This window comes from Mesorhizobium sp. WSM4810, assembly GCF_055811235.1.
In genome coordinates this window covers 1-25,323 of the sequence record NZ_JBVVQV010000047.1, presented here as the reverse complement: position 1 = coordinate 25,323, position 25,323 = coordinate 1, and the positions used below count along the sequence as shown (strand labels likewise).

The window sequence follows — 25,323 nt, the reverse complement described above, 5'->3', positions numbered from 1 at the left end:
CTCACCGCCAGACCTATACCCGGAAAAACCACAACGGCAATGGCCCCCACGCACCCATGCCTGAAATAACACCTGTTTGCCGGTTTGGTAAAATGCCCACGACTAGACCTCGCCCACCCCCGGGGGGGCGTCGACGTTCTCAAGCTCCCGGTCTGAGATTGAAGGAATCCGAAACGACCTGCCCCAGCGCTCTCAACGCGAGCCCTGTCGATTCTTGCCGCAGCCTGTATGCTACGCACGTAGGTGCCGAATGGTGCTCACACAGGCTCGAATTTCCCCGTCGACTGTTTTCCCGGGGTAGGCATTCAGCGCAGCCTACCAACATCAACCAGCGGCGCAGCAGGTCTAGATCAACGTCGGTGAGGTCAGGTCCCGTGGGGAGGCTGTGGTGAGTGACAATTTCCCCAGATGACCCAATTGCGAAACAATCTCCAGACCGTTTCGTACCCGCCTCCTTGCAGACGCCTTGTGCCACCCACAGCCACGTCAACCACGGTGATGTCTCTATCAGCCGGTCAGCGGACCTCCTTGCAGCACGGTTTTCAATTGCTTTGCAGCGGCTGTCAAAGCGCCGCGGTCATTCCCAGTGGCTTTTATTAGCTCCCGGACCTGCTCTGGCGTGATGCCGTTCTCGCGGGCGAAATGTTCCACCTCATAATCCTCGTCGACGGCTGCGAGGTTACGGTCGCGGAAATCACGCTTGGTCTTGTCATCGGCCATTTCGTCCTCCTGCGGCTTCGATCAACGGCAACGCTGGCAAGTGACTTTCGTTGCGCCGGCGCGTCTGGGGAGGACATTGCCTCCTGGGGAAGGTTGTACGGCTGACGCCTATGGACATCTCTCAAGGGCGGATCAGGCGGGCAGATGGGGAGCGACTGACAGCGCGTTGGTCTAGGAATGCCAGAAAGGCACCGGTTGATGACAGCGAGCATGCTGACCACGTTGTCACCGAGGGATGGCAGGAACGTCATCAGATTTCGCAGGAACAATCGTCAATCGAGCGGGTTGGAGGGTCCGTTGGCGAAAACATGAAGGAGGACGAGATGAACATCATGAGAACGGCCATTGCGGCTGCTGCGGTCGGACTGATGGGCTCGATCGCACTTGCTCAGACGGCAAAGATATCGCCGCAGGAGTTCGCGACTATGGCGGCCAGCTCCGATCTGTTGGAAATCCGTTCAAGCGAGCTGGCGATGCAAAAGTCGCAAACAGCCGCCATCCAGGAGTTCGCGCAGATGATGATCAACGATCATACGAAAGCGTCCAAGGACCTGATGGCTGCCGCGCAGAAAGACGGCGTCACCGTCCCGGCTGAAATGACAAAGAAGCACGCCAGCAAGGTCGAGGCACTAAAGACCGCTGACAACGAAGCTTTCGATGAAGCTTATATTGACGCTCAGGTGGCTGCTCATCGGGAAGCGCTTGCGCTGATGAGCTCCTATGCCGAAAGCGGAGACGCCGCGGCGTTGAAGGCACACGCGCAAAAGACCGCTCCCATTGTCCAGAGGCATTTCGAGCACGCTCAGCAACTGGATAAGGCTAAGTGACACGGCCAAAGAGGCGGCATGGGACTCTTCGGACCATGAAAAGGGATGTAGCGGGGTGGCCATGCTGGCCCCCTCGCTGCTGGTCGTCCGGCATACAAACACGTCCGAGCCGAGCACCCGCCTAAGCGAAGTTCCACGCACGATCTGTCTTCTCTTCGCGATTCGATCTCTCTAGGCGTCGTTTAGCGGGAGCCAACGCTTTGCCCTCCTACACGAACGGGCGCATGAGATTCTGCCGCCAGGACCGATCGCCGCGTCCGGCGAGCGAGTCGAGATAGGCCGTCCGGTTCGCAAGCGGAAGATCAGGCCGAACGGGCGAGACGAGTTCCGCCAGGCGCGCGATGCGCTCGCTTGTGCTCGGATGCGTCCGGAACCAGTGCAGCCACCGTGCCCCGCGCGAGTCGAAACGCTCCCAATCATCTCCCTGTATGACTTCGATCCGTCGCAGAGCAAGGGCCAATGCCTGCGGATCGCCCGTGAGCTCCACGGCCCCTGCGTCGGCCAGGAACTCCCGCCGCCTTGAAAGCGAGAGCTGGAGGAGATCGCTGACAGTGGGCGAAAAGGTCAGGAGCAGAATGCCGAAGGGCGACAGAAAATCGCCCGTCGCCCAGAGCACCGGCAGCAGCGCGAAGAGCAGGAACAAGCCGACGCTCGACATCACCTGCGTCATGGCTCCAGCCGTCGCCGCGAGCCGCATGATGAAGATGTCGCCGTGGCGGATATGGGCGATCTCGTGCGCCAGAACAGCAGCGAGTTCCCGCGGCGGGAGCGTCTGGAGCAGACCGCTCGTGACGGCGATGGCGGGATCTTCCCGATCGCCAGCAGCCATCGCCTGCAGGACGGGCGAAGGCAGCAGGTGGAGAGTCGGCGCGCGAGGGAGGCCGGCGCGGCGCGCGAGCTCTGCGATCAGCATGACGAGTTCAGGGTCACTGTGCCGATCCAGGACGATGGCCCCATATGCCTGCCGGAACAGGGCGCCGCCGGAGGCGGAGCCGACCAGGAGGGTGATACCGGATAGGATGAGGCCGAAAACAATGCCGTCCGACCCGCTGATCACGTACCCTGTCCATGCGGCGAGTGCCATAAGGCCGATGAGAATGGTGACCGAATGAAGCCTGTTTAGCGCGCGCTGCTGCCTCAAGGCTTCGCTGTCAAGCAGGTACACTCGATGACCGGGAGTTTGTTTTCGGCGCTGGCCCACTCTTCACCTCTTTTGCTGCGATTTCACAGCGCTCGTTTTCAGATCGAGCTTTGGATACAGTGTAAAGCTCGGCACACCATTGCCCCTCCGATCGGAATGCGGATGCCAACAGACCGACAGTAAGGCGAGTACCACCCGGCCCTGGTTAAGCTAACGCGCAAGGAAGAGGATGCGAGATGGCAGGCAAAGATTGCGAGCAGTTTATCAACGATTCCGTCTACGCGGCGAACGTGGAGTCACGCGCGGAAGCGCTCGCAGTTTCGGTGCCATCTGGGGCGGGATGCGGATCGTCGAAGTGCGGCTGCTTCTGACAATACAAATTCGACATGGGAGGGCGGCCTAGGAGCCCCTTTTCTGAATCACTCGGCTAGCGCCTTGATAATCGGCGTGGACCATAGGATCAGTATGAACCCGATACCCGACCAAAGCATCACAGTATCCCAGTTGCGATAATCCCGGCGCATCTCAGCGTCCTGACAATACATCTATCTCTTACAGAATCCCGCGCTCAAAGCCAGATCCTCCGAAGTGCACGAAGGAGGGCTGTATCTGTCCCGCCGTCTGTACCGCCGGGTGACGCGCCCAGCAAAAAAGTTGGTGAAAGCTGGATCGAATTCAAGAGTTTCTGTTGCCGAGCAGTAGAAAAACCGCCGTCGCCGTAGCCAGATAAGGCGCAATCACTTGCTGCCAAATCATGTTGCTCCTCCGAAGCCGCAGGCTCGCTCTCGTTTACTCCGCGACCTGTGTCGCCCTCCGCTGATGCTCATGCAGGTGATTGAGCCGCCCGCTGGGCATGCGCTGCCGCGGCGAAGATGAAGCGGTTCTCGTTGCTGAGAATTTCGAGCCAGTTCGCAAGATAGCTTGCGTGGTCGTGCCTAGGCTCGAGCTCCGGAACGATGCCGAGGAAGCAACCGCCCAGATCGGCCAACGAGTTCTTCGTGGGCCCTGAAGGAGGGATCCTTATGATAACGGGAGAGGTTGCGATCAAGCCGTTTCTCTGAGCCGACCCAGTGGGTCAGTTCGTGCCCTAAAGTCGTACAATAGCTCGGCTCGTCCCGGAAGCTCTCGAACGGAGGCATTTGCACAAAAACCAGAGGCGGAATGAAATAGGCCTTTTCGCCGCCATGCCGGACGTGCACGGCGGCCCGTCAGCCGGGGCGAGGGTCGCGGGCACCCGAAGGGCCGGAACGACAGTGGAGGACAGCAAAGCCGTTGCGCGCGGCCCCGGACCCGGCAGGAGCGTCGTCCGGTCTTCGCGCTTCACGCGTCATTCGCGATAGTTCGCCAACCCCAGGAGATCAGCGCAGGGCTGGCGACCTTGGAGATTTCGGAAGCTTCTGGTGTGCATCCGCCTCTTGTCGGTGCATGGAAGATCCTGGAATTGGTATCCGCGGCTACAAGGCAATCGTGGAAGCGTGTTTAAGGAGATCTCGGCGCCGCCCGATCGGGGGCGGAACCAGCATACCGGGCTTCGGCAAGTTTAAGGTCAAGGACACGCCGGCGCGTGAGGGGCGCAACCCGTCAACCGGCGCCACGATCAAAATCGCCGCCTCGAGAAAGCTCACCTTCGCGCCGGCGAAGGCGGTGAAGGATTCGTTGAACGGCTGACCGCCCTGGCGGCTCGTTCCGGTGGGCCGAGATCGTCGAGAAATTGAAGGCTCCGGTTCGCGAACTGCACCGATTGGCGGGAGCCGATGTTGTCAACCCCGGCGCTTCGGGCGTGTGCCGGTCCAATGACCCATCACGAGAATGAATCGATCCGGGGCCAGCGATTCAAAGCTGTCATTGGACGGCGAACTCCGCCTGCGCGATCCTGTTGGCATGGTTGCGCAACGCTATCGCCTCTATATCGAACGCAAGGACGCGAGTCGGAACATGGCCCGGTTCTATGCGCTGTCGATCGAAGGGACGTTGTTCGGGCAGACCTGCCTCGTGCGCCGATGGGGTCGGATCGGAACGACCGGTCGCATGGTCCAGCACTCCTTCGATGACGAGGGCGAGGCAGTGGGCCTTTTCCTGGAACTGTTGTGCGCCAAGCGGCGCCGCGGCTATCGACCCAAGTTTGGCGCTCGGCATGCAGAAACGGCCCCGTCGGCGTGACGGGACCGAAGAGGTCAGGCCTGGTTCGCGAGCTCTATCAGCACGTCGCCGTGGCACGTAAGCGGCGCGCACCAGCAGACCAGATCGCGGCCTCGGAGTTCGTCGAGCGCGTCGAGCAACTCGGGTTGCGACGCGAGCCACGCGCGATATTTCTCGATGACCTCCTCGCGTGAACCATCGCGGCCGATGACGAAGGGATTTCCCCATTTGCTCGGCCGCCCGATATAGACGCGCCCGGGAGCAGGCGCTTTCCCGACGATGCGGGCATTGAGAACTTTGCACATCCTCGGTGCTCCTTTCTGCATGAGGGATGGCCCCGCCTCGCGGCGGGGCCATCACATCCGGGCTCAGAACGGGATGTCGTCCGTGTCCTCGGTCTGGTTGCCGGCGCCGTCGCGCTTGGGCCAGGCGAGGAAGTCGATGGCGTCGGCGATGATCTCGGAGCTGAAGCGCTCGATTTCGTCGTTGTCCGTCCACCTTGTGTAGTGGATGCGCCCGCGCACCGCGACCTTCATGCCCTTGACACAGTGCTTCTGCACCGGTCTCGGCGAGGCCGTTGAAGCACTTGATGCGGTGCCATTCGGTGTCCTGCTCGGCGTAGCCGCTTTCGCCCTTGACCACCTTGCCCTCGGCCCGCTTCGGGCGGGAGGTCGCCAGCCGGAAGTCGGTGATCATGGTGCCGCCGCGGGTGTTCACCATTTCGGGGTCGTTGCCGATGTTGCCGGCGAGAAAAACGATGTTGGTCATTTCCTGTCTCCATCTTGCTCATCCGGGGGACCGTCCCTCCGAACGAGACCCGGCCAAGGACAGCGGGAGACGCCTGCAACCGGAGCGGAACGCGACGGCTCGCCCCTAAGGCAAGGAGTGGTGCGGGCAGGCGCGAAGCGCCAACTCGGTCCGCCGCCGCGCGGGGTTGCGGCCGGAAACCGAATGGACTTAGGGGCTCAATTCGTTTCGGAGGGATTTTTCACCGGCAGCTCAGATGGGCAGGATTGGCACAGCCGTTCACCTGCCGTTATCCGCGCCGTTCCGGGAATCCTGACCCGCGAGACGCGGCCGATCGCTGAAACCCGGTGACCCCTGCCTCCCCGGCGGGCTGACATCAAGATGAGGCCTTGGGTGCCGGCGCCGCCGAGCAGCGTCACATGCTCCGCGACATTGGGCTCGGCAACGTCCCCGCGAGGGGATGTGGCCCTGCCTTCATGGGCTGATGAGTGCACCGTGCGCGGAGTCACGGACATCATCGCGGTGGACGGCGCCGAGGTCGGAACTGGCCACCAGCCCGATCGCACGACGCCGCCGTCGCTCGCTGGTCTCGTCGGGCCAGCCCCAGACCACCTTACGGCGACCTTTCCTGCCTGATCGCGGATCGATGCTGCTGCGATGTGGCGGGCTGCACCCAGCCGTCGAAGCGATAGAGGTTGCCGGCATGGATCCAGCATCCTGATAGCTGACCGCCCGGACGAAACCGCATTCCTGGCACAGCGTCGGGAAGACGAAGGCGCGCCACATGCGCAACATTACGCGAGACAGATCAGGCCGCGCCGCGCAGAGCCGCGACAGCTCGATGGCTTCGTGGCGGCTGCACGCCCGCTCCGAGCGAGACGGCGCGCAGGCGGATCGGGGAAGGTGCGTCACCTTCCCCGCCGATGATGGATGCGTGGAACATCAGGCGGCCTCGCGTTCTTCCGAGGCCGCCGGCTGAAGGCCGTGCAGGAAGGCGACGGCGCGCTGCGCGTGAGCAGCGGCCGAGAAGATTGCCCGCTTATCGTCGGCGAGCACAGCGAGCCAGGAATCGAGATAGCTCGCATGATCCGGACGCGGCTCGAGCTCCGGCACGATACCGAGATCGGCGCAGAGAAAGCAGCTCCCGAGCTCGGCGATCAGTTCTTCGCGTGCCCGCTCGCTGCGATCCTTGGCGTAGCGGCTGAGGTCGCGGTTCACCCGATGCGGCGCCGAAGTCCAATGCGTGGCTTTCATGACTCAGGGTCGCCACATATGCCGCGGCGTCGCGGAACGTCTGGAACGGCGGCATCTGGATGTGGTCGGTTGCCGGCGAGAAGTAGGCGCGATCGCCGCCATCCCGGATCAGCGCGCCGGTATTGGCGAAGAAGCGATCGGCATGTTCGATGCGCACAATCGGATCGCGAACAGGTTCCGCCTTGTGCCCGTAATAATGGTCCGGCAGGCCGTCGATCTGCGCGACGTTGAAGACCGAGTAGGCTTTGAGGAACGGGATCTCCCGATCGAATTCCTCACCGGCGGAATCCGTTTCGGTCTTGGTGAAGCGGCTGGCGAAAACGACCATCGAGCCGGTCTCGCCCTTGCGGACGGCGCCGCCGAGGTCGAGCGCCTGCTTGAACGTCATCCACATCGGACTGGCAAAGCCGCGCGCGATGGCCTCGGACCACAGCAGCAGCACGTTCATACCGCTATAGCGCAGACCGTTATGCCGTAACGGCCGCGTAACGCGGCCGATGGCATTGGCAGAATGCCATGGCTGCATCCAGGGCCGGACACCCTTCGCGAGCTCCGCGACGATGCGGTCGGTGATCCGCGCGTAGATGTCGATGCGCGGTCCTTTTCCTTCTTTCCTGCTCATTTTATGAACCTCCGGTTCTGGAGGCCGCGCCGACGGGGTCCGCCGCGGCGGAGCAGGAAGGCGGGCTGCGCACCCGACCGGGGTTCCCGTCGTGCTTGCACGATGGGGTGGTCATGGCCGCAGCGGGAGCGGAGGACGGCAACGCCGTTGCGCCGACCGCCTGGCTCCGCCAGGACCACGGGCAGGACGGGGCGGCGAGCGGGCGCCAGAAAGGAAAAAGACGGCGCCGGGGGCGCTGCCTGAGGGCAGTCGGGAGAAGGTCGGTTAGTGAACCGACCGGCCGCCGCAATATGGATTGTACTCGAAGAGGATCTCGACGTCGGCGTCGTTGAGCTCGTCGGCCGGCAGGACGCCGAATTCGTCGTCGACCTGGAAGAGGACGACCGGGGCGATGAGGGTGCGGGCGAGGGACCAGGCGGCTTTCTGGGCGAGGGTGAGATCGTGGGACATCTGAGGGCTCCATTTTGGGAAGCGGGCCAATTCCCGCTCGATGGCTCCGTCAGTGTGCGGCGGCGGTCGCGATCACCGCGAAGGCGTGAGCCGAGCGGCCGCAGCTTGCTAGCGGACCCCTTGCGGGTTGAACGTGGAAGATCCGCCGCCGCACCAGGAAAGCCATCACGAGAGAGCGGGATTGGAGCGCTGGCGCAGGGGCCCGATGCCACGGTGTCTTGTCGCCGATGCTGGCGTCATCGCCGGGCGAGTGCTATATGTCTGACTAGCTGACTAGGTGTGAGACGATGGGCAAGCAGACACAAGTGACGAAGAAGGCGCGGACGGCAACCCGTCCGGCGACAGGACGGTGGAAGCTCGAGGACGCGAAGGCGCGATTCAGCGAGGTGGTGCGCCATGCCCGCGAAGAGGGGCCGCAGCGTGTGAGCGTTCGCGGCCATGACGCAGTCGTGGTGATGAGCGTCGAGGAGTTCGATCGTCTCGTGCCGGAGAAACCCCGTCTGCCCTTTTTGCAGTTCATGGAGAGCCTGCATCTCGACGGCCTCAACCTCGAACGCGAGATGGATCGCGGCCGGGACGTGGAACTGTGAGGGGATGGCTGCTCGACACCAATGTCGTGGCCGCTCTGATCAATCCGCAGGGTGCGCCGTCGGTGAAGCGTTGGGCCGAGAGGCAGGACGAGACGAGTTTCCATATCAGCGTGCTGACGCTGGCGGAATACGACAAGGGCATTCACCACCTGCCCGACGATCATCCGGATCGACCGCGCTACATGGCGGCGCGCGATGCGCTGGCGGAGCGGTTCGGTCATCGCGTGCTGTCGCTTGAGGACGAGGTCGTTCGGCGCTGGGGCCGGATTTCCGGGGCAGGCAAGCGCGCCAGTGGCCATGCGCCGCCGGTGATCGACACGCTGCTCGCGTCGACGGCGATCGAGCACGATCTCTATCTGGTGACGCGGAACATCAAGGACACCAGGCCGTCAGGTGCGGTCGTGTTCGATCCATGGAATGACGATGTCGAGAAGTTTCCATTGAGCCCACGCAGTTGACGGGCGAAATAGCGGCATAATGGAGCCGGCCCCGGCAGGGCCCGATCGCTGCGGTAAAGACAGGCGGGGCCGGAGCCCCGCCGCAGTCAGCGGCTCATCGGAGCGCCGCCATCTGGAGTTCTGCCGCCTTGCGATCGACGCTCTGCCCGGGGTTCTCCACCGGCCGTTCGAAGGGCTTCCAGACCTCGCCGACGACCTGTTCATAGGCATTGACCGCGCCCTCGGCGGCCATACGCAGCGCGTGGGCCTGGAGCGCCATGTCGGCGGCGAACTCCCGCTTGCGCTGGGCGGCGCTGTCGAAGCCGACCGGGCCACCGACATCCTCGTCGCGATCATCGCAGGCGGCCTTGGCCGTCGCATCGCGGGCCTCGGTCACGGAGCGGCTGTAGAATTGGCCGGCGCCATGAGCGGAGCCGACATATGCTCCGACGATGCGCTGCAGGTGGATCTGCATGGCGCGTTCGCCAAGTCCCTCGTCGAGCGCTGCGGCCGTGTCGACGATGAGCTTCTCGTGCAGCTCGCGGATGCCGTCGCTGTCGAGGACCGGCAGGCCGAAGCTCTCGGAGATGAGGGAGCACTGTGCGGCATCAGGGCAGGCGAGCCGGACCATCTGGATTGTGGGGCCCTTGCGGAGCGGGACGACGCGGGCGCTGGAGCGGACGTTGGTAGCTTTCTTGGTCATGGCATTTTCCTTCTTCGGTTTCCCGAAGCTCGGACCGCACCCGTGCCGGCCCTCCCTCGGGCGCGGACCGACGGAACCGATGGTATGACGGGCGCTTCAGGGTCCGGGCGGACCGAGGCGAGCATGGAAGGTTTGCGGCCGAGCAGGGCGCCCTTCAGCCCTCGCGCAGGACGCGGGCCTGCCATGTCGAGACCGGTTCGATCCGGCCGCCCCGCGGCGCGGAACGCGGCCTTGAAGCGAACGGCCGCCGGTTCAGGATCGCCTAAAGCCCGAAGGAGGACCGGCACGGGACCTCGATTTCGACATGGGAACCGAAGGACAGGCGATCATGACCATCTGCCAATTCCCGGTGTCGATCCTGCCGTATCGCTGCCGCAGCCACATCACGACGATGCTCGCTAGTGTGCTTGCCACATGCTGAATCATCGGCAACGCCACTTGTCGCTTGAACAGCGGCGTCGCTAGACCTGCTCGCTCATGTCAGCGGCTTCGCCCTGCCGGTCGAGGAATCTGGCGATCGCCTGCTCCTGCCGTGCGAGCTTGCGCGACAATGCGTCGATTTCCGGCTGGCGCTCTGCGGTCAGGGCTGCGAGCTGGGATTGGTAGCGCTCGAGGAACGCGCCGGGATCGGGTGCCTTGCCGCGTCGATGGTGCGTCCGCCGTGGCAGCAGGCCGGGGATCAGCGCGGTCATGCGGCGCGTGATCTGCCGGTCGACCATGTCCAGCTGGCGCTGTGTTTACCGGCGCGCCTCCTCCATGCGGGAGAGCTGACGGCGCAGCTCGGGCGCGAGAGTCATGGCGACCCCCTCCCCCGCCAGCCGATAAAGCTCGACGGACCGGCATAGACGGGATGACGATCCGGATCGATAACGAAGCCGAACCGGCCGATCTCGTATCGCCGCTGGGCACGAGGAAGCGACGTTCCTCGCTGCCGGGCCGCGTTTGCCACCGGGCGTGGCGACGCACTCGACGCTACGGCAGGCCTCGCCATCGCGGCTTTCGTGCCAATGGCGCAGGCGCGGAATTCTGCCGACGAGGCGAACAAGGCGTCGTTAGCGTTCGTTCGATGCATGGGCGGCAGGAACCGGCAGCCCTTATGATCTGCTCGCGGAAGATGCGATCTGGACGATCGCCCGTCGAAGACATATCCTAGCCGGGCCGCCTTCATCGGCGAGGTCATTCAGCCGTTCGTCGCCAGATGAGGTCAGGCTGAAGCCGGTGATCCGCGAAACCCACGCGGACGGGAGCACGGTCATCGTCCACTTCGACGCGGCCGGTACGGCGAGGACGGAAAGCCCTATGTCAACACCTATGCCTGGTTTCTCGATCTGAGTGGCGCATAGTTCGCCAATGCGACGGCTTTCTACGACAGCGTTGCTTCCAACGACCTCTGGATCCGGGTACAGCCAGAATAGTCGAACCTCCTTGTTCGGATTGTCCGCTTCGGGCCGCGCACAGACTGACAGCTTCTGGCGTCTGCAGAACGATAGCGGACGCTCAACCGGCAGAGGATGAGATTCCAAGACGGCCCAAGGTGGTGGGCGTAGAAGGTTAGGTAGCGTCTAAGGGGAATAACGATGAGGCTTCCTCCCGCTCCAGGCGAACCGTTGCGGGTCACGACCCAGCCGAACGCACATAGCGCTCGAGCGTCTACGCAGTCGAAGGAACCGGGTCGGCGAAGGGCGTGTCGGGATCGCAGACGTAGAACAGAATCGTTGTCGCCGGGGCGTTCCCCTCGTTGCTGCCCGTCATATTGACGCGGGGGCTCGACAAAAACCTCGCCCGGCCCGATCGAAACCGGCTCGCGCCCATCGAGCCTCAGGGTGAACACTCCTTCGGTGACGTAGACTGTTACAGGAAATCGATGCGAGTGGTAGGGCGTGACATCGCCAGGCTGAAGCACAGCGTGCAACACGCGCACTTCCTGCCGACTTCCCTGCGGCAGAGTGCTCAGCACCTCCCGGTGTACCGGCGTCAGTTTTGCCATGCCGTGATCCTGGGCCGATCGGGTTACGCCGACATCGAGGCCAGCGATCATCGTTTGGACTGTTGCCTTGTCCATTTAGCTTCTCCTCACTTATCGTGGTTAAGGACTAACCGGCCGGCCGTAACAGCGGTAGCAGCAAGGTTGCGGAAGGTCGGTGCAAAAATGCATAGCTAGAGCATGTTGGACTGGAACGACCTGCGCTATCTGCTGTCCGTTGTGAGGCAGGGCTCCACGCTCGCGGCCGCGCGTGCGCTAGGCGTGAACCAGTCGACAGTCCATCGACGCGTTGCCGAGCTCGAACGGCAAATGGGATTGCGGCTGGTGCATCGGCACCCGACAGGTTACCGCCTGACCGAGATGGGTGAGCAATTGCTACCGGCCCTGGCCGATGTGGAAGAGAGTATCGCAAAGCTGCAACGAACCGTCCTCGGCATGAAGCACGACCTTACCGGCACCGTGCGGCTCACTTGCCCCGAGCCGGTCCTTTCCCGCATCGTCGCTTCCGGCTTTGTCGATCGCTTCCATGACCGCCATTCGGGAATAGAAGAGGTATGCTCCAAGCGAGATTACCGCTCGGATGGCGAGCAGCCCGGCTCGCTTTGAGAAAATAGACCGTAGTGTGGCGGTCGCGCCGGGCCGCTGTTTTAACGAGCACATCCGTAATCACTTCCGATACCGTCTGGTTTCGACCGGCAACGATCCGGGATGACGGCAGGAAGTCGTTCCAACTGAGTTGGGTAGACGTGCGCCGCGGGTGCGTAGTGTTTCTGCGCACCGGGCACACCGCCCGCCTAGCCCTCGTGCCCTGTGTGTATCTTGTGGTGCTCTAGGTGCGTGATGATCGCCGCAGCGAAGCCTTAAAGTTTCGGGCCTCGGCCACGACTCAAGAGACGCGCTTCTCTCAGAATCGATGCCCGATCGACGCCGATAAGCGATACAATATCGCGTATCTCCTGCTCAGTGGCACCGGACTCCCGTGCGAGAGCGCTTACATGTTCGTTCGTCAGGCTGGTCCGCCTTGGTTCGTCTGCCATCACGCAAATGCCTCGCGTTTGGGGCAGGAGTGCGATGGTCGCTCCCAAGCGTCAGCGCCCGAAATGCGTGGCCGACGATCTCACATCCTATGCGCTGGCGCAGATTTTAGCCAGCCGCTCTTCCAAAGAGATCGAGTCCCTCATGAGCGAACCAAGAGGACAACGGGCACCAAGGGATCAGAGTGCGCGGTGCGCGGCCAGCGAACTCGCCAAAGCTGCCAGCACGCATTCGTCCGCAGGTTTCTCGACAAAAGTACCGGCCTTGAAGGCCTCACCTCGGCCCTCGATATCCGTGGCACTGTAAACTACAAAGGGGATATTGCGGGCCACGAGTTCTTCAGCAACGGAAGAGCTGACGCAGTCCCGCAAGAGCACGTCCAAGATAACCACGTCGGGCTGGACAAGGGCCAACATTTGTCTTGCACGAACGCAACTTGGCTCTGAGGCCACCGCAAAGCCAGCCGCTTTAAGCGACGACTCGATGCTCATGACGATTATCGGCTCGTCCTCAAAAATGAGCGCTAGAGGCTTTCTCATGTCCTCACCCTCCTTTGATGGGTAGGAGCACGGTGTGCGCTGACCTCTCGCCAACGGCACGATAATTCACCCTATCCTGATCGGAGTCCATACTCATCTGTTAACGAGCGAAAACAGTGACATCACGCCTAGGGTTCCCAAAAGGTTTGGAAGCGACCAGTGACGAAATCCTACGCCGCGCCACGTAGTTGCTAACACTTATTCCGGACCATTGGGCCACCCCACTTTAGCCGGCTCAAGAATCTTGCCCTACTCCTCGTCCCAAAAGTCCTGCAGCGAAAGCGTGCCGAAGGTCTTCCTCGCCCCTGAGGTGCTTCACGAGGGCTTTGATGCCCGGTTTGACCCACTGCGTTGCCGGCCGCTGTGGCATTTCCTTGGGCGGTGGCCTGGCATGTTCCTGGACCCGCTTCCATAGCCGCTCGCGCATCTCGCGGTTGACGCTGACAAACGCGCTGCCTACATATTTCCGGGTGCTTGGGTCAGCCATTAGAGCAAACGCCGGCTTGCCCCTCTCGCGTTCAACTCCGAGAAGCTTCAACAGGCCTGACAGTTTCTCGAACTCCGGATTGGCGTAGATTACACGCTCCTCAGCGGCCAGGTCTGCAACGGCTATGGCGATCGGCACCTGGTCAAGGAATTTCTTGAACTGTTCGCTTTCCAGTGCGGTTGCGAGTTCAGGTGTGTCAAGCAACTGCTCGACCGCATCGGCCTTCTCTGAAGTGGATGTCATTTGCGCGCCTGTTCTGGGCGTACAATATCAATAATGCAGTGCGCCCGCCATCGCCAAAGCTGGAGCTGCATCGCGCCGTGTCAGGCATCTGGACAGGAGAGGAGTCGCCCAACGGCCGCGCGTCTAACGACACACTCCGATCGGCGCCTCCGGCGCGCAGCCACGGGCCATCCCGCGCTAGGTGCTCTAGCTGTCCCAAAACGCTTTACTGTACGCCGTCCCCTACCCGCATGGATCGCGACGTGCAAGCGACGTCGATAAGTTGAGTGCAGCCAAAGGGCGTCCAGAACCCGATAGCGGTATCGTTCAATCGACTTTCGAGGCACGTCATCGTTTCGCGTTATCAGCGTTCCGCTCGTCGCGTCGCAGGAACTCGGTGGTGACGGTGCCGAGTTTGTCTTCCGGCCAGTCGGCCATCGCATTTCTTCGCGGAGATTTTCTTCAGACTCGCTGGACTTCGGCGCCATCGACCTAGCCGTCGCCAGACGTTCTTTCGAGTCTGTTTCCGTTGGTCGGCATAGTTTTACTGCCACCGCAACGTCGCCTACGGATCGTTAGTTCCGATCGGCGGGCTACATTCGTTAATACCCGGCGCCGCTTGGTAGCTTGAAAAAAGTTGAGCGCCCCCTGGCAGCATTGGGGTCCGAGGGGGGCCGTCGCGACGGCCTGATCACATAAGCCAGCTTGCAGGACAGTTAAGAACCCCGCCCAGATCAGATCGGCCCAAGGACGAATATGGCCATCAGCGCAACAAAAAGCAGAGCGGAGATTACGGCGCCCCACATGATGACTTTGCTGGTGCCGCGTTGCTCTTCCTCGCGAGGTATCTCTTTCACCGTTTGCACCAATCCCCTTTTTGTGAAGGTTGATGAATTAGGAGCGTCCCTTGCAGAGGCTGGTTCCGCGTCACATGGACTGTATGTTTTTGGCAGACGAGCCGGGACAGGAATAAGTGAGAGCCGCCGGCGAATGTTGTTGGGTCCAAGCGTTTGCAAGTTCAGCCGATGCTGATCGTGATCTTGATTACCAGTTCTTCAATGATCCTGTTGCCGACCTCAAGCAGTGCATCGCCTAATAGGCTGGCTTGCGCGAGAGCTTTGCCCTGGGCGGCGGTGAGGAAGCTGACCTCGCTTTTCTTCCGCAGATGCGAATCTGGACTCGAACCGAGAGCGGCGCAGAACCGTTCAGTTCGAACGCAAGTGCGCTGCTTTCCGAGCCAAACCAATCTTGCATCTTATTTCATGACGCTTGGCACTTTTGCGGCTCTCATGCGTTAGGGAGTTCAATAAACGCGGACCGGGCGATGGATCGTCATTGGACTGCCTCAGTAGCATTGGGTCTGTTTCTGCTAACGATCGGCTACGTCGAGCAAAAAGCCTGGGCGCAGGCGCCGTGCCCTGCTGACCATGGCAGACTGCTCAGCGCCCTCAAGGCGAGCGTTAAGGCGAGTGGCGGCCCTGGCAATGGCGGCTTCGACACCCATGAGTGGGCGGCGGTCGTGGCTCGCGACGGAGCAGTCTGCGCCGTCGCCTACAGCGGTCCCACGGCCGACGCGCAATGGCCCGGCAGCCGTCTGGTCGCAGCCGAAAAGGCCAGTACGGCCAACGGGCTCAGCCTTGCCCACATGGCCCTTTCGACCGCTAACCTCTATGCGGCGGTCCAGCCCGGCGGATCCCTGTTCGGCCTGCAAGCCACCAACCCTGTCAACCAGGCGGCCGCTTATACCGGAAATCCTGCGGCATTTGGAAGTTCCAGCGACCCGCTGACGGGAAAGCTCGTCGGGGGCATAGTCGCATTTGGCGGCGGTCTGGCACTTTACGATGAAAAAGGGATCATCGGGGGGCTTGGTGTAAGCGGCGATTCCTCCTGTGCCGATCACAATGTCGCATGGCGCACGCGTGCTGCGCTTGGATTGGACAAAGTGCCGGCCGGCGTCAATCCAAATCGCAAAGACGCCATCGTCTATGATCTTGACCCTGGCGGGAAGAGCGCTTCCGGCTGGGGCCATCCATTGTGTGCGGGAAGCGAGGCGGACATAGCAGCGGAGCTCGGCGCCGGGGTCGGCGGCTCGATGCACGAATGAGACAGGAGGTGGCGGTGAAGGTTGGGGCGCCTGCCAGAGGGGATACAAGGCAATGGCCAGGATAGACGGTCGCACCAAAATGAGGGTGATCGGCTGGACCTTGCTGGCGGGCTTGGCGCCAGTGGCCGGAGCGGTCGCCCAGCCGGCGGAGCCTGCCATAAGGCCGCCTGCTGCAGCGGCTCCACCCGACGACGGCCAGTGGACGATGCCGGCGAAGAACTATGCCTCGACCCGCTACAGCGAACTCGCTGAAATCACCGAGGACAATGTCAAGACCCTGCAGGTGGCCTTCACCTTCTCGACCGGCGTGAACAAGGGCCAGGAGGCTGCGCCGCTGGTTGTCGGCGACACGATGTATATCGTGACGCCTTTTCCCAATATCCTCTACGCGCTTGATCTTACCAAACCCGGCGCACCGATGAAGTGGAAGTTCGAGCCGAATCCCGAGCCTGCTGCGCAGGGTGTTGCCTGCTGCGATGTGGTCAACCGGGGTGCGGCTTTCTCCAATGGGCGTCTCTACTTCAACACGCTCGACGGACATACGATCGCGGTCGACGCGACGACCGGCAAACCGGTCTGGAACACCCATATCGGCAACATCAACATCGGCGAGACCATCACCATGGCGCCGCTGGTGGTAAAGGGCATGGTTCTGGTGGGCAATTCCGGCGGCGAAATGGGCGTGCGCGGCTGGATCAAGGCGCTTGACGCCGGCGACGGGCATGTCATCTGGACGGCCTACAGCACCGGCCCGGATGCCGAGGTGCTGATCGGCCCGGACTTCAAGCCACATTACAACATGGACAAGGGCAAGGATCTCGGCGTCACATCGTGGCCGCCGGACGCCTGGAAAATCGGCGGCGGCAATGTGTGGGGCTGGATTTCTTATGACCCCGACCTGGACCTGATCTTTCACGGTACCGGTAATCCCGGTCCCTGGAATCCCGACCTGCGACCCGGCGACAACAAGTGGACGTCCGGCATCTTCGCCCGCGATCCCGACACCGGCACTGCCAAATGGTTCTATCAGTGGACCCCGCACGATTTGCACGATTACGACGGCATCAACGAGCAGGTGTTGCTGGATATGACCTGGCAGGGCAAGCCCCGCAAGGTGCTCGTCCGGCCGGAACGCAACGGCTATGTCTACTTGCTGGATCGCATGACTGGCGAGGTCTTGTCCGCTGTACCATTCGGCCCAGTCAATTCCAGCAAGGGAGTCGACCTCAAGACAGGCCGGCTGATAGTAAACCCGGAGAAAGAAACCGGCACCGGCAAGGTCGTACGCAACATCTGCCCGACCGCGTCCGGCCTGAAGGATTGGCAGCCCTCGGCATTCTCGCCCAAGACCGGATTGCTATACATCCCGCACAACAATCTGTGCATGGACGAAGAAGGCGTCGAGGTGAATTACATCGCCGGCACGCCCTATGTCGGCATGAATGTCCGCATGATACCCGGGCCGGGCGGACATCGCGGCGCTTTCACCGCCTGGGATGTCGCTGCCGCCAAGCCGGCGTGGATCCTGAAGGAGAATTTCCCGGTGTGGAGCGGTGCCGTCGTTACCGCCGGCAACGTCGTATTCTACGGAACCATGGAAGGCTGGTTCAAGGCGGTGAGTGCCACGACCGGGAAACTGCTTTGGCAGTTTAAGACCTCTTCCGGCATCATCGGCCAGCCGATCACCTATCGCGGTCCCGACGGGCGCCAATATGTTGCGATCCTGTCGGGTGTCGGTGGCTGGGCAGGTGCCATCGTGTCGGGGGATCTCGACCCGCGCGACGCCACCGCTGCGCTCGGCTTCGCCAACGTCATGAAGGATCTGAAGGACGTAACCACGCCGGGAGGTACGCTGTATGTATTCCGGCTGCCTTGAAGCGATCGGCGGGCCTGCGCGACAGGGGAGAATGCGTTCCCGGCATTTTGTCGTGACGATCTGCGTATTGGCCTTGTCCCTTGTTGCCGCCCTGGCGAACGCCCGCGAGCTGCGGGTGTGCGCCGATCCCAACAACATGCCCTTCTCCAACGCTCGCGGTGAAGGCTTTGAAAACAGGATCGCAGGGATTGTCGCCAGGGAACTTGGCGCAACTCTTTCCTATACCTGGTGGGCGCAGCGCCGCGGCTTTATCCGCAACACGTTGAAAGCCGGTCTGTGTGATCTCGTACCCGGCATGCCCACTAATCTCGAAATGCTGCGCACCACCGCGCCTTATTACCGCTCGTCCTACGTTTTCGTGACGCGCAAGGAGGCACAGCAAGTCAGGTCCTTCAACGATCCTCGCTTGCGTAATCTGCGCATCGGTGTCCAGCTGATCGGCGATGATGGCGCCAACTCCCCACCCGTCCAGGCGCTCGGACGCCGCGGGATCGTCGGCCATCTCATCGGCTTCCCGGTCTACGGCGACTATTCTGCGCCGAACCCTCCGGCCCGCATCATCGAAGCGGTCGCGAGCGGCGAGATCGATATGGCCGTCGTCTGGGGCCCGCTGGCCGGCTACTTTGCCGACAGACAGAAGGTGGCGCTGCGAATTACGCCGGTTGAACCTCGGATAGACGGTCCGCAATTGCCGATGATCTACGACATCTCAATGGGCGTGCGCCACGAGGATAATGTGCTGCGCAGCGAAGTGGACGCTGCCCTTGCAAAGCACCGCGGCGAGATCAACGCGATTCTGGCAGAGTACGGCATGCCCCGGCTCAATACTGCTGGAGCGCCGTGAAATGAACCGCGGCCTTCTCTTGCTGTTGTGCGCAATGCTCGCCATTGCCGGATGCCAGCGCGAGGAACGCGACACCCGCCCCCAGTCGGCGCTCGGCTCGGGCGAGCAAGCGACGCCGGTCACTGTCCTTGCGCCAGGTGGCGAGCGGCCGTCCCCGTCCGACAACAAGGCAGCGGCGTTCGAGGCAAACGCGTTCCATCTTAGCCAGGGCAAACGTCTGTTCAACTGGTTCAACTGTTCCGGATGCCATGCCAATGGCGGTGGCGGCATGGGACCAGCGCTCATGGACGAAAAGTGGATTTACGGCAGTTCGATCGAAAGCATCCACGCCACGATCAGAGACGGGCGCCCGAACGGGATGCCGAGCTTCCGTGACAGGGTCCCCGACGATCAGATCTGGGAGCTTGCCGCCTTTGTCCGCTCGCTGAGCGGCAACGTACCCTCCTCCGCCGCGCCTGGGCGCGACGACGACATGATGGTGCACCCATCCGAAAATCGCCTGCCAAATGCCGCGACACTGGGGAAGTCGCCGTGAGACGCCTTGTTTGGGTGCTGTGCGGCGCAGCCTCCATTCTGCTCCTCGCAGGATGCAGTGGCTGGCAATCGGCCCTTGATCCGAAGGGCCCGGCAGCGGGCGAGCTCGCGTGGCTGATCTGGTTCTTCACCGCCCTCTGCACCGTGGTCTGGCTCCTGGTGATGATCGTGCTGATCATGACCGTGATCCGGCGGCGCGCACGACCGATCGGCGATCCGCTTGTCCTCGATACCGCTTCCGAGCGCCTCAAGACGCGGATTGTCTTTGCGGCGCTCGGGGCCACCGCAATGATCCTGATCGGGCTAACGCTGTTGAGCTTCTTCGCCAACAGGACGCTCGCTGGCATCGGCTCGGATGCCGCGCTGACAATCCGCGTGACCGGGCATCAGTGGTGGTGGGAGGTGCGCTATGAAGACAGCCAGCCGAACCGCATCCTGACGACCGCGAACGAGATCCACATCCCGGCAGGCGAGCCGGTGCGGTTCATTCTCACCTCGACCGACGTCATCCATTCCTTCTGGGTGCCGAATCTGGCCGGCAAACTGGACCTCATTCCGGGCCACGAGAACGTTCTTGATCTTAAGGCGGACAAGCCGGGCGTCTATCGGGGCCAATGTGCCGAGTTCTGCGGTGCTCAGCACGCCAATATGAGCACCTTCGTCATCGCCGAGCCTCGGCCCGTTTTCGACGCCTGGCTGAACGACCAGTTGAGGCCGGCCGCCCCGCCCGCCTCGCCCGAGGCGAAAGCCGGCCATGACCTGTTCCTCAAGCGGCCCTGCGTGATGTGCCACAAGATCGGCGGCACCATCGCCGGCGGCACGGTCGCCCCCGATCTGACCCATGTCGCCAGCAGGCAAACGCTGGCAGCCGGAACGCTGACGATGAGCCGCGGCAACCTTGCAGCATGGATAGCCGATCCGCAGGGGATCAAGCCGGGCGCCCATATGCCGGTGGTGGATCTGAACGGCGACGAGTTGAATGCGATCGTCGCTTATCTTGAGGGCTTGAGATGAGCAGCGCCGACCTCGCTCGCGAACGCGGCTTGGCCTCAGAAGGCAATTTGGCGCCTGAGCGCGACGGCCCGCGCGACACTGGCCTCGACGATGACAGCCTTGACCGCTGGCTTGCGCGAACGTGGCAGACTGCACCTGGCATCATCGGCGCGCTTTCAACCGTCGATCACAAAATCGTCGCGCGGCGCTACCTGATCACCGCTTTCGTGTTCCTATGCCTCGGTGGGCTGAACGCGGTCGCCATGCGGGTCCAACTCTCGGGCCCCGAGCGCGGGCTGATCGGGCCGGACCTCTACAATCAGTTGTTCACGATGCATGGCGTGACGATGATGTTCCTGTTTGCCGTGCCGATCGTGCAGGCGAGCGGCATCTACCTTGTTCCGCTGATGGTTGGCACCCGCAATATCGCGTTTCCGCGCCTAGTCGCCTTCAGCTTCTGGATCTTTCTGTCGGGAGGCATGTTCGCCTGGGTGTCATTCGCGCTCAACATGGCGCCTGATGTCGGATGGTTCGCCTATGTGCCGCTGTCCGGTCCCGAATTCGGACCAGGCAAGCGCGCCGACGTCTGGGCGCAGATGATCACCTACACCGAGGTCTCTGCACTAGCGGTCGCGGTCGCAACCATCGTGACGATTCTGAAGCAGCGCGCCCCTGGGATGTCGCTTGACAAGATCCCGCTCTACGTCTGGGCGATGCTGGTCACCTCCTTTGTGGTCGTGTTCGCGATGCCGGCGGTTATGATCGCCTCGACGTTCCTGATCCTGGACCGGCTGGTCGGCACCCACATCTTCAACCCCGCCGAAGGCGGCGACGCATTGCTCTTCCAGCATCTTTTCTGGTTCTTCGGCCATCCCGAGGTCTACATCATTTTCCTGCCGGCAACCGGGATGGTCTCCTCGATCATCGCCGCCTTCGCACGGCGCCCGGTGTTCGGGTATCTGGGGCTGGTGCTTTCGCTGATCGCCATTGGGTTCTTGTCATTCGGCCTCTGGGTCCACCACATGTTCACCACCGGTCTGCCCAAGCTCGGCGCGAGCTTCTTCACCGCATCGAGCATGTTGATCGCCATTCCGAACGGTCTGCAGATATTCTGCTGGCTGGCGACCCTCTGGGATGGTCGGCCGATCATCAGGACGCCGCTGTTGTTCGTGTTCGGCTTCTTCTTCATTTTCGTCGCCGGTGGTCTGACCGGTGTCATGCTGGCTTCTGTGCCGTTGGACCTGCAAGTTCACGACACCTATTTCGTGGTCGCGCATTTCCATTACGTGCTCATCGGCGGGTCGGTATTTCCCTTGCTGGGCGCCGCCTATTTCTGGTTTCCCAAGATCACCGGCCGGATGATGAACGAGCGCCTCGGGCGCTGGCATTTCTGGCTCGCCTTCATCGGCTTCAATGCGGCGTTCTTCCCGATGCACATTGTCGGCATCTGGGGAATGCCACGACGGGTATACACCTATCCGGCGGAGCTCGGCTGGGGTGACATCAATCTGTTCATCACCGCTGGCGCGGTTGTCCTGTTCGTGAGCTTCGCGCTTTTCACCGTAAATGTGGTGCACGGCGCCCTGAGGGGCGCCCCGGCCGGCGACAACCCCTGGAATGCAGGCACGTTGGAATGGGCGACGTCATCGCCGCCAGCGAGTTACAATTTCGCCCGCATGCCGGTCGTGACGCACGTCGAGCCGCTATGGGCGGAACGCGGAACGCTTCCGGTAGCGACGGGGCTTCGGGTTGATGCACGCGAACTGGTCATCTCGACAGTGGCGGAGGCGCATCCCGACTTACGCGAAAAGTCGCCAACGCCGTCGATCTGGCCGCTATTGGCCGCCCTCGCGGTCGGGGGTACCTTTCTCTACTCCATCTTCAGCCCCTGGGCAGTGGTTTGGGGAGCGGGACCGATCGCCATCACTTTGATTGGCTGGTTCTGGCCGAGAGGCGGTCCGGAGGACGAGGAATGAAACCGCGTCCTGCCGTCGATCTTTCCGAGCTCCCGACCTTCGGGCACGGACCGCGTACCCCGACCTGGTGGGGCACTCTCGCCTTCATGGCACTCGAGGGCATGGGATTCGCTCTTGCCGCGGGGAGTTATCTTTACCTCGCCTACCTGTCACCGCAATGGCCGTTGAGCGCGCCCACGCCGAACCACTGGCCGGGCACCATCGTGACGCTTTTGCTGCTCGCCAGCGCAGTCCCTAACCACATGTTGAAGCGCTATGCTGAGGCCTGCGCGATGGTGCCAGTGCGCATTGGCCTCGTGGTGATGTCGCTACTCGGGATCGCGCCGCTTGTCGTGCGCTGGTTCGAGTTTCCAGCCCTCAACATCTATTGGGACACCAATGCCTACGGCTCTATGCTCTGGGTCTTGCTCGGCCTCCACACCGCGCACCTGATCACCGATGTCGGCGACACGCTGGTTTTGACCGCTTTGATGTTCACGCGCCACGCCAACAGTGGCCGACGCTTCGCTGACGTGGGTGACAACGTCTTCTACTGGGACTTCGTGGTCCTGACCTGGATTCCGATCTATCTCCTAATCTATTGGATGCCGAGGCTTGGTTGAGATGCGCGCGCTTCGGTCAGGCACGTCATGGGGCGGGCTCTTGTCGGGGCCTTTAGCCTGGGCCGTGTCGACGCAACTGAATTACGCCGTTGTGGAATGGCAGTGCGCCCGCCGGATTCCTGTCATACCCTTCATCGCACTGGTGCTTGCGATAATGTCTCTGGTTGGCGGGGCGCTATCGTGGCGGGCGCGGCAACAGGGCGGCGCGTCCTTCAAACCAGAACGCACTCGCGGCACTGAAGCTTTTATTGCCAATCTGGGCATCCTCACCGCAGTGCTGTTTGCGCTGGTCATCATCATGCAAGGCGCCGCCTCGCTGATTCTCGATGAGTGCGTGCGATGAGCTTCGATGCGCTCTTCTCGACCTCGATCTGCTATGGCGGCAGCGCCCCGGGGTGGACGCTGGCGCTGCCGATCACGCTGCCATTGGTGACGATCGCATTGTTTTATGCGGCAGGCGCCATTCGACTGTGGCGTAGGAGCGGTCGCGGCCGCCCGTTGCGATCGCGACAGGCCCTGCTGTTCGCTGCCGGCTGGGCCGTATTGGCGTCTGCGCTCGTCAGCCCGCTTCATGCATTGGGCGAGCGCGTGTTCACCGCACATATGATCGAGCACGAATTGTTAATGGCGGTCGCAGCGCCTCTGCTGGTTGCTTCCCATCCGGTGGCTGCCATGATGTGGGCACTGCCGATTTGGTTACGGCAGACGCTTGGCGCAGCCGGGCACGCGAAAATGCTTCAAGCCGTCTGGGCCGCGACCAGCCGTCCCGTCGCCGCCACCATCCTGCATGCTATCGCGATATGGGCGTGGCACGTGCCGGCGCTGTTCGAGGCTGCGCTCGAACGCGGTTTCCTGCACTATGCCCAGCATGCCAGCTTCTTCGGCACCGGCGTCTTGTTCTGGTGGGCGCTGCTGCCGCGTCCCGGCCGTGAGCAAACCTATGGCCGCGCGGTCATGCATCTTTTCTTCACCTCGCTGCACACCGGTCTGCTTGGGGTGCTGCTCGTGGTCTCGCCGAGACTTTGGTACCCCGAAAATGCCGCCGGCGCGCAATTGTGGCGACTCAGTCCGCTCGAGGACCAGCAACTCGCCGGCCTGGTCATGTGGGTTCCGGCCGGCCTGATCTATGGCGGAGCTGCGTTGTTGCTGGCAGGCCTGTGGATCCGCTCGAGCGGACAGAGAAGCCGGGAGGCGTCGCTTGCGTTCCGATCTGTCTAGCCTGGTTTTCGGGACGAGCGCCATTGTCGTACTGGCAATTTTAGCGGCGCTGACATGGTGGTCGGAACGCACCGATCGGGTCGAACGGGATGCCAATAATGCAACCGGTGGCATTGCTACCCGTGCCATACCGATCATGATGGCCAATGGTTGCGCCGGTTGCCATACAATCACCGGCGTCCCCGGCGCGCATGGACTGGTCGGCCCCCGCCTAGACGCCACCCTGGCCACCAAGGTCTATGTCGGCGGGGTGTTGTCCAATAATCCAGAGAACCTGATCCGCTGGATTCGCGCTGCCCGGAAAATCAATCCGCATACGGCAATGCCCTCCACCGGCATTTCCGAGCAGGAGGCTCGAGACGTCGCGGCCTATTTGTATGCGCTCAGGTGAAGCTAAAAGCTTGTCATCCCGACCAGCGGTCCTGAAACAGGAAGTCCGACCTGGCGCGGATTTTCTCTGCATAGCAGATTGGATCCCAGCCCGTCCGGCACTAGCCCGGCGAGCAACCGCAGCAGAGACTATTTGAAGTCGCGCCATGACCTTCTATCAGGCGAGCAAAGCGGGTCGACGGCACTAAATGGTTTCTGCCGAGCCCACGCCGTGAGCAACCGCTACCACCAACCATACTGTGCACTCTTGCAAAAGTCGAAACTGACCTTGAGCGACTTAGTCGGCGGCGAGGGCAATGACAGAACGAAGCCGAATGTAGACTCAGATGCTGCGTAAGCACCTGCACCGGCCGGCACATTTGGGCTGTGTCTTCTTCCAGACTGTTGCCGCATGCACAGAGCACCTGTGCGATGGGCGTTGGGCTTCGAAAGGCCGCTTCCAACTCGCCTCCCGAAGTCAGTTACGGCGAGCCTTGAGGGCACGTGCGAGCAGCCGGGTGTCATTTAGCTGGATCACGCACGTGTCGAATGCTTTGGTCGGGCCGTGCCAGCGCAGATCTTCGACGTTATCAAACAGCCGAGCGTCCGTGCGCAGGGTTGCGAGATTTTTGAACAAAAGCGCGAGCTCTCTACGCCTGCCGAGCCCGCGCCCACGAGGAGAGGACGCGGGCCGATCGGTGCATCTCCGATCTGCAGCCCATCGTCGGGAGGGACAAGATTGCTGCACTTCCCGAACATTCATCTCAAGCATGTGTTCCAGAGCAAGCGAAATATGCCTGGAAAAGTTTGCGCCATTGATCGCAACAAAACTTTCCCGCCGGCGTTCCGGTTCAATCCAAGTGCAAAAGGCTCACCATGGGCGAGGAAGAAAAGTCCGACCGCGACCGAA

General features: G+C 62.2%; 28 protein-coding genes and 5 pseudogenes. 17 read left to right on the top strand and 16 right to left on the bottom strand.

Annotated elements, in window-relative coordinates:
* Positions 1-507 precede the first annotated feature (507 nt).
* Positions 508-720, bottom strand: coding sequence for a DUF3606 domain-containing protein (locus AC0L3O_RS33975; RefSeq protein WP_473617949.1), 213 nt, complete (start codon positions 718-720; stop codon positions 508-510).
* Positions 721-1,043: 323 nt separating this feature from the next.
* On the opposite strand from AC0L3O_RS33975, the gene AC0L3O_RS33970 reads away from it, so the two are divergent.
* Positions 1,044-1,547, top strand: a complete 504-nt coding sequence (locus AC0L3O_RS33970) for a DUF4142 domain-containing protein (protein ID WP_127319712.1) — start codon at positions 1,044-1,046, stop codon at positions 1,545-1,547.
* Positions 1,548-1,755: 208 nt separating this feature from the next.
* Here AC0L3O_RS33970 and AC0L3O_RS33965 read toward each other — a convergent pair whose 3' ends face one another.
* Together AC0L3O_RS33965 and AC0L3O_RS33960 are read right to left on the bottom strand one after the other, a co-directional pair.
* Complete coding sequence (locus tag AC0L3O_RS33965) at positions 1,756-2,712, bottom strand: zinc metalloprotease HtpX (protein WP_473617948.1); 957 nt, start codon at positions 2,710-2,712, stop codon at positions 1,756-1,758.
* 765 nt (positions 2,713-3,477) lie between these two features.
* Positions 3,478-3,881, bottom strand: a pseudogene (locus AC0L3O_RS33960) (zincin-like metallopeptidase domain-containing protein); the annotation flags it as partial.
* Between the two features lie 232 nt (positions 3,882-4,113).
* Between AC0L3O_RS33960 and AC0L3O_RS33955 the strand changes: the two are divergent.
* Positions 4,114-4,356, top strand: coding sequence for an HU family DNA-binding protein (locus AC0L3O_RS33955; RefSeq protein ID WP_473617947.1), 243 nt, complete (start codon positions 4,114-4,116; stop codon positions 4,354-4,356).
* A 177-nt stretch (positions 4,357-4,533) separates the two neighbouring features.
* A complete protein-coding gene (locus tag AC0L3O_RS33950; protein ID WP_473617945.1) occupies positions 4,534-4,848 on the top strand; it encodes a WGR domain-containing protein in 315 nt (104 codons plus the stop codon).
* 14 nt (positions 4,849-4,862) lie between these two features.
* On the opposite strand, the gene AC0L3O_RS33945 is transcribed toward AC0L3O_RS33950, so the two are convergent.
* Positions 4,863-5,132 (bottom strand): DUF4326 domain-containing protein, encoded by a 270-nt coding sequence (locus AC0L3O_RS33945; protein ID WP_473617944.1) that lies wholly within the window; start codon positions 5,130-5,132, stop codon positions 4,863-4,865.
* A 63-nt stretch (positions 5,133-5,195) separates the two neighbouring features.
* Positions 5,196-5,595 (bottom strand): annotated as a pseudogene (locus AC0L3O_RS33940) (single-stranded DNA-binding protein).
* Between the two features lie 474 nt (positions 5,596-6,069).
* On the opposite strand from AC0L3O_RS33940, the gene AC0L3O_RS33935 reads away from it, so the two are divergent.
* Positions 6,070-6,210 carry a hypothetical protein gene (locus tag AC0L3O_RS33935; RefSeq protein WP_473617943.1) on the top strand — a complete coding sequence of 47 codons (141 nt, stop codon included), beginning with the start codon at positions 6,070-6,072 and terminating at the stop codon, positions 6,208-6,210.
* Between the two features lie 306 nt (positions 6,211-6,516).
* Here the strand turns inward: AC0L3O_RS33935 and AC0L3O_RS33930 are convergent.
* A pseudogene (locus AC0L3O_RS33930) lies at positions 6,517-7,450 on the bottom strand (ArdC family protein).
* 264 nt (positions 7,451-7,714) lie between these two features.
* The gene (locus AC0L3O_RS33925; protein WP_473617942.1) at positions 7,715-7,900 is read right to left on the bottom strand and encodes a hypothetical protein; all 186 of its coding nucleotides are present in this window, start codon (positions 7,898-7,900) and stop codon (positions 7,715-7,717) included.
* Between the two features lie 287 nt (positions 7,901-8,187).
* Here AC0L3O_RS33925 and AC0L3O_RS33920 point away from each other — a divergent pair, with 287 nt between their 5' ends.
* Both AC0L3O_RS33920 and AC0L3O_RS33915 read left to right on the top strand, forming a co-directional pair.
* Positions 8,188-8,490, top strand: coding sequence for a type II toxin-antitoxin system Phd/YefM family antitoxin (locus tag AC0L3O_RS33920; RefSeq protein WP_023801727.1), 303 nt, complete (start codon positions 8,188-8,190; stop codon positions 8,488-8,490).
* Positions 8,487-8,948, top strand: coding sequence for a PIN domain-containing protein (locus AC0L3O_RS33915; RefSeq protein WP_473617939.1), 462 nt, complete (start codon positions 8,487-8,489; stop codon positions 8,946-8,948). Before AC0L3O_RS33920 ends, AC0L3O_RS33915 begins: the two co-directional genes overlap by 4 nt.
* Before the next feature lie 94 nt (positions 8,949-9,042).
* Here the strand turns inward: AC0L3O_RS33915 and AC0L3O_RS33910 are convergent, their stop codons facing one another.
* The 4 genes and pseudogenes from AC0L3O_RS33910 to AC0L3O_RS33895 form a co-directional block, all read right to left on the bottom strand.
* A complete protein-coding gene (locus AC0L3O_RS33910; protein WP_473617938.1) occupies positions 9,043-9,630 on the bottom strand; it encodes a hypothetical protein in 588 nt (195 codons plus the stop codon).
* Positions 9,631-10,091: 461 nt separating this feature from the next.
* Positions 10,092-10,349 carry a hypothetical protein gene (locus AC0L3O_RS33905; RefSeq protein WP_473617937.1) on the bottom strand — a complete coding sequence of 86 codons (258 nt, stop codon included), beginning with the start codon at positions 10,347-10,349 and terminating at the stop codon, positions 10,092-10,094.
* Positions 10,350-10,423: 74 nt separating this feature from the next.
* Positions 10,424-10,601: pseudogene (locus AC0L3O_RS33900) on the bottom strand (DUF7007 domain-containing protein); the annotation flags it as partial.
* Positions 10,602-10,993: 392 nt separating this feature from the next.
* Complete coding sequence (locus tag AC0L3O_RS33895) at positions 10,994-11,617, bottom strand: cupin domain-containing protein (RefSeq protein WP_473617955.1); 624 nt, start codon at positions 11,615-11,617, stop codon at positions 10,994-10,996.
* Between the two features lie 177 nt (positions 11,618-11,794).
* Between AC0L3O_RS33895 and AC0L3O_RS33890 the strand changes: the two genes are divergently transcribed.
* On the top strand, positions 11,795-12,220 hold the full coding sequence (locus tag AC0L3O_RS33890; protein ID WP_473617936.1) for a LysR family transcriptional regulator: 426 nt from the start codon (positions 11,795-11,797) through the stop codon (positions 12,218-12,220).
* 608 nt (positions 12,221-12,828) lie between these two features.
* Here AC0L3O_RS33890 and AC0L3O_RS33885 read toward each other — a convergent pair.
* From AC0L3O_RS33885 to AC0L3O_RS33870, 4 genes and pseudogenes are all read right to left on the bottom strand, one after another.
* The gene (locus AC0L3O_RS33885) at positions 12,829-13,188 is read right to left on the bottom strand and encodes a response regulator (protein ID WP_473617934.1); all 360 of its coding nucleotides are present in this window, start codon (positions 13,186-13,188) and stop codon (positions 12,829-12,831) included.
* Positions 13,189-13,726: 538 nt separating this feature from the next.
* Positions 13,727-13,918 (bottom strand): annotated as a pseudogene (locus AC0L3O_RS33880) (PAS domain-containing protein); the annotation flags it as partial.
* 713 nt (positions 13,919-14,631) lie between these two features.
* The gene (locus tag AC0L3O_RS33875; protein WP_473617933.1) at positions 14,632-14,754 is read right to left on the bottom strand and encodes a hypothetical protein; all 123 of its coding nucleotides are present in this window, start codon (positions 14,752-14,754) and stop codon (positions 14,632-14,634) included.
* 161 nt (positions 14,755-14,915) lie between these two features.
* Positions 14,916-15,143, bottom strand: a complete 228-nt coding sequence (locus AC0L3O_RS33870) for a hypothetical protein (RefSeq protein WP_473617932.1) — start codon at positions 15,141-15,143, stop codon at positions 14,916-14,918.
* A gap of 78 nt (positions 15,144-15,221) precedes the next feature.
* On the opposite strand from AC0L3O_RS33870, the gene AC0L3O_RS33865 reads away from it, so the two are divergent.
* The 10 genes from AC0L3O_RS33865 to AC0L3O_RS33820 are packed head-to-tail and all read left to right on the top strand — an operon-like array spanning position 15,222 to position 24,435.
* Entirely contained in the window at positions 15,222-16,001 is a 780-nt protein-coding gene (locus AC0L3O_RS33865) for a GlcG/HbpS family heme-binding protein (RefSeq protein ID WP_473617930.1), read from the top strand.
* Between the two features lie 52 nt (positions 16,002-16,053).
* Positions 16,054-17,877 (top strand): methanol/ethanol family PQQ-dependent dehydrogenase, encoded by a 1,824-nt coding sequence (locus AC0L3O_RS33860; protein ID WP_473617929.1) that lies wholly within the window; start codon positions 16,054-16,056, stop codon positions 17,875-17,877.
* A complete protein-coding gene (locus AC0L3O_RS33855; RefSeq protein WP_473617928.1) occupies positions 17,858-18,721 on the top strand; it encodes a substrate-binding domain-containing protein in 864 nt (287 codons plus the stop codon). The genes AC0L3O_RS33860 and AC0L3O_RS33855 overlap by 20 nt, the downstream gene beginning before the upstream one ends.
* Before the next feature lies 1 nt (position 18,722).
* Positions 18,723-19,256, top strand: a complete 534-nt coding sequence (locus AC0L3O_RS33850) for a c-type cytochrome (RefSeq protein ID WP_473617926.1) — start codon at positions 18,723-18,725, stop codon at positions 19,254-19,256.
* Positions 19,253-20,269 carry a cytochrome c oxidase subunit II gene (gene coxB / locus AC0L3O_RS33845; RefSeq protein WP_473617925.1) on the top strand — a complete coding sequence of 339 codons (1,017 nt, stop codon included), beginning with the start codon at positions 19,253-19,255 and terminating at the stop codon, positions 20,267-20,269. Before AC0L3O_RS33850 ends, coxB begins: the two co-directional genes overlap by 4 nt.
* Entirely contained in the window at positions 20,266-22,224 is a 1,959-nt protein-coding gene (ctaD, locus tag AC0L3O_RS33840; protein WP_473617924.1) for a cytochrome c oxidase subunit I, read from the top strand. Before coxB ends, ctaD begins: the two co-directional genes overlap by 4 nt.
* Complete coding sequence (locus AC0L3O_RS33835; protein ID WP_473617923.1) at positions 22,221-22,826, top strand: cytochrome c oxidase subunit 3; 606 nt, start codon at positions 22,221-22,223, stop codon at positions 22,824-22,826. Before ctaD ends, AC0L3O_RS33835 begins: the two co-directional genes overlap by 4 nt.
* Before the next feature lies 1 nt (position 22,827).
* Positions 22,828-23,169, top strand: coding sequence for a hypothetical protein (locus AC0L3O_RS33830; protein ID WP_473617953.1), 342 nt, complete (start codon positions 22,828-22,830; stop codon positions 23,167-23,169).
* Positions 23,166-24,044, top strand: coding sequence for a cytochrome c oxidase assembly protein (locus tag AC0L3O_RS33825; protein ID WP_473617921.1), 879 nt, complete (start codon positions 23,166-23,168; stop codon positions 24,042-24,044). The genes AC0L3O_RS33830 and AC0L3O_RS33825 overlap by 4 nt, the downstream gene beginning before the upstream one ends.
* The gene (locus tag AC0L3O_RS33820) at positions 24,025-24,435 is read left to right on the top strand and encodes a c-type cytochrome (RefSeq protein WP_473617920.1); all 411 of its coding nucleotides are present in this window, start codon (positions 24,025-24,027) and stop codon (positions 24,433-24,435) included. Before AC0L3O_RS33825 ends, AC0L3O_RS33820 begins: the two co-directional genes overlap by 20 nt.
* A gap of 456 nt (positions 24,436-24,891) precedes the next feature.
* Here AC0L3O_RS33820 and AC0L3O_RS33815 read toward each other — a convergent pair whose 3' ends face one another.
* A complete protein-coding gene (locus tag AC0L3O_RS33815) occupies positions 24,892-25,050 on the bottom strand; it encodes a hypothetical protein (protein WP_473535792.1) in 159 nt (52 codons plus the stop codon).
* Between the last annotated feature and the right edge of the window lie 273 nt (positions 25,051-25,323).

Coding starts and splice junctions, on each gene's coding strand:
- AC0L3O_RS33975 (WP_473617949.1), bottom strand. CDS start 720: ATGGCCGATGACAAGACCAAGCGTGATTTCCGCGACCGTAACCTCGCA.
- AC0L3O_RS33970 (WP_127319712.1), top strand. CDS start 1,044: ATGAACATCATGAGAACGGCCATTGCGGCTGCTGCGGTCGGACTGATG.
- AC0L3O_RS33955 (WP_473617947.1), top strand. CDS start 4,114: ATGGAAGATCCTGGAATTGGTATCCGCGGCTACAAGGCAATCGTGGAA.
- AC0L3O_RS33945 (WP_473617944.1), bottom strand. CDS start 5,132: ATGTGCAAAGTTCTCAATGCCCGCATCGTCGGGAAAGCGCCTGCTCCC.
- AC0L3O_RS33925 (WP_473617942.1), bottom strand. CDS start 7,900: ATGTCCCACGATCTCACCCTCGCCCAGAAAGCCGCCTGGTCCCTCGCC.
- AC0L3O_RS33920 (WP_023801727.1), top strand. CDS start 8,188: ATGGGCAAGCAGACACAAGTGACGAAGAAGGCGCGGACGGCAACCCGT.
- AC0L3O_RS33910 (WP_473617938.1), bottom strand. CDS start 9,630: ATGACCAAGAAAGCTACCAACGTCCGCTCCAGCGCCCGCGTCGTCCCG.
- AC0L3O_RS33905 (WP_473617937.1), bottom strand. CDS start 10,349: ATGGTCGACCGGCAGATCACGCGCCGCATGACCGCGCTGATCCCCGGC.
- AC0L3O_RS33895 (WP_473617955.1), bottom strand. CDS start 11,617: ATGGCAAAACTGACGCCGGTACACCGGGAGGTGCTGAGCACTCTGCCG.
- AC0L3O_RS33890 (WP_473617936.1), top strand. CDS start 11,795: ATGTTGGACTGGAACGACCTGCGCTATCTGCTGTCCGTTGTGAGGCAG.
- AC0L3O_RS33885 (WP_473617934.1), bottom strand. CDS start 13,188: ATGAGAAAGCCTCTAGCGCTCATTTTTGAGGACGAGCCGATAATCGTC.
- AC0L3O_RS33865 (WP_473617930.1), top strand. CDS start 15,222: ATGGATCGTCATTGGACTGCCTCAGTAGCATTGGGTCTGTTTCTGCTA.
- AC0L3O_RS33860 (WP_473617929.1), top strand. CDS start 16,054: ATGGCCAGGATAGACGGTCGCACCAAAATGAGGGTGATCGGCTGGACC.
- AC0L3O_RS33855 (WP_473617928.1), top strand. CDS start 17,858: ATGTATTCCGGCTGCCTTGAAGCGATCGGCGGGCCTGCGCGACAGGGG.
- AC0L3O_RS33850 (WP_473617926.1), top strand. CDS start 18,723: ATGAACCGCGGCCTTCTCTTGCTGTTGTGCGCAATGCTCGCCATTGCC.
- ctaD (WP_473617924.1), top strand. CDS start 20,266: ATGAGCAGCGCCGACCTCGCTCGCGAACGCGGCTTGGCCTCAGAAGGC.
- AC0L3O_RS33835 (WP_473617923.1), top strand. CDS start 22,221: ATGAAACCGCGTCCTGCCGTCGATCTTTCCGAGCTCCCGACCTTCGGG.
- AC0L3O_RS33830 (WP_473617953.1), top strand. CDS start 22,828: ATGCGCGCGCTTCGGTCAGGCACGTCATGGGGCGGGCTCTTGTCGGGG.
- AC0L3O_RS33825 (WP_473617921.1), top strand. CDS start 23,166: ATGAGCTTCGATGCGCTCTTCTCGACCTCGATCTGCTATGGCGGCAGC.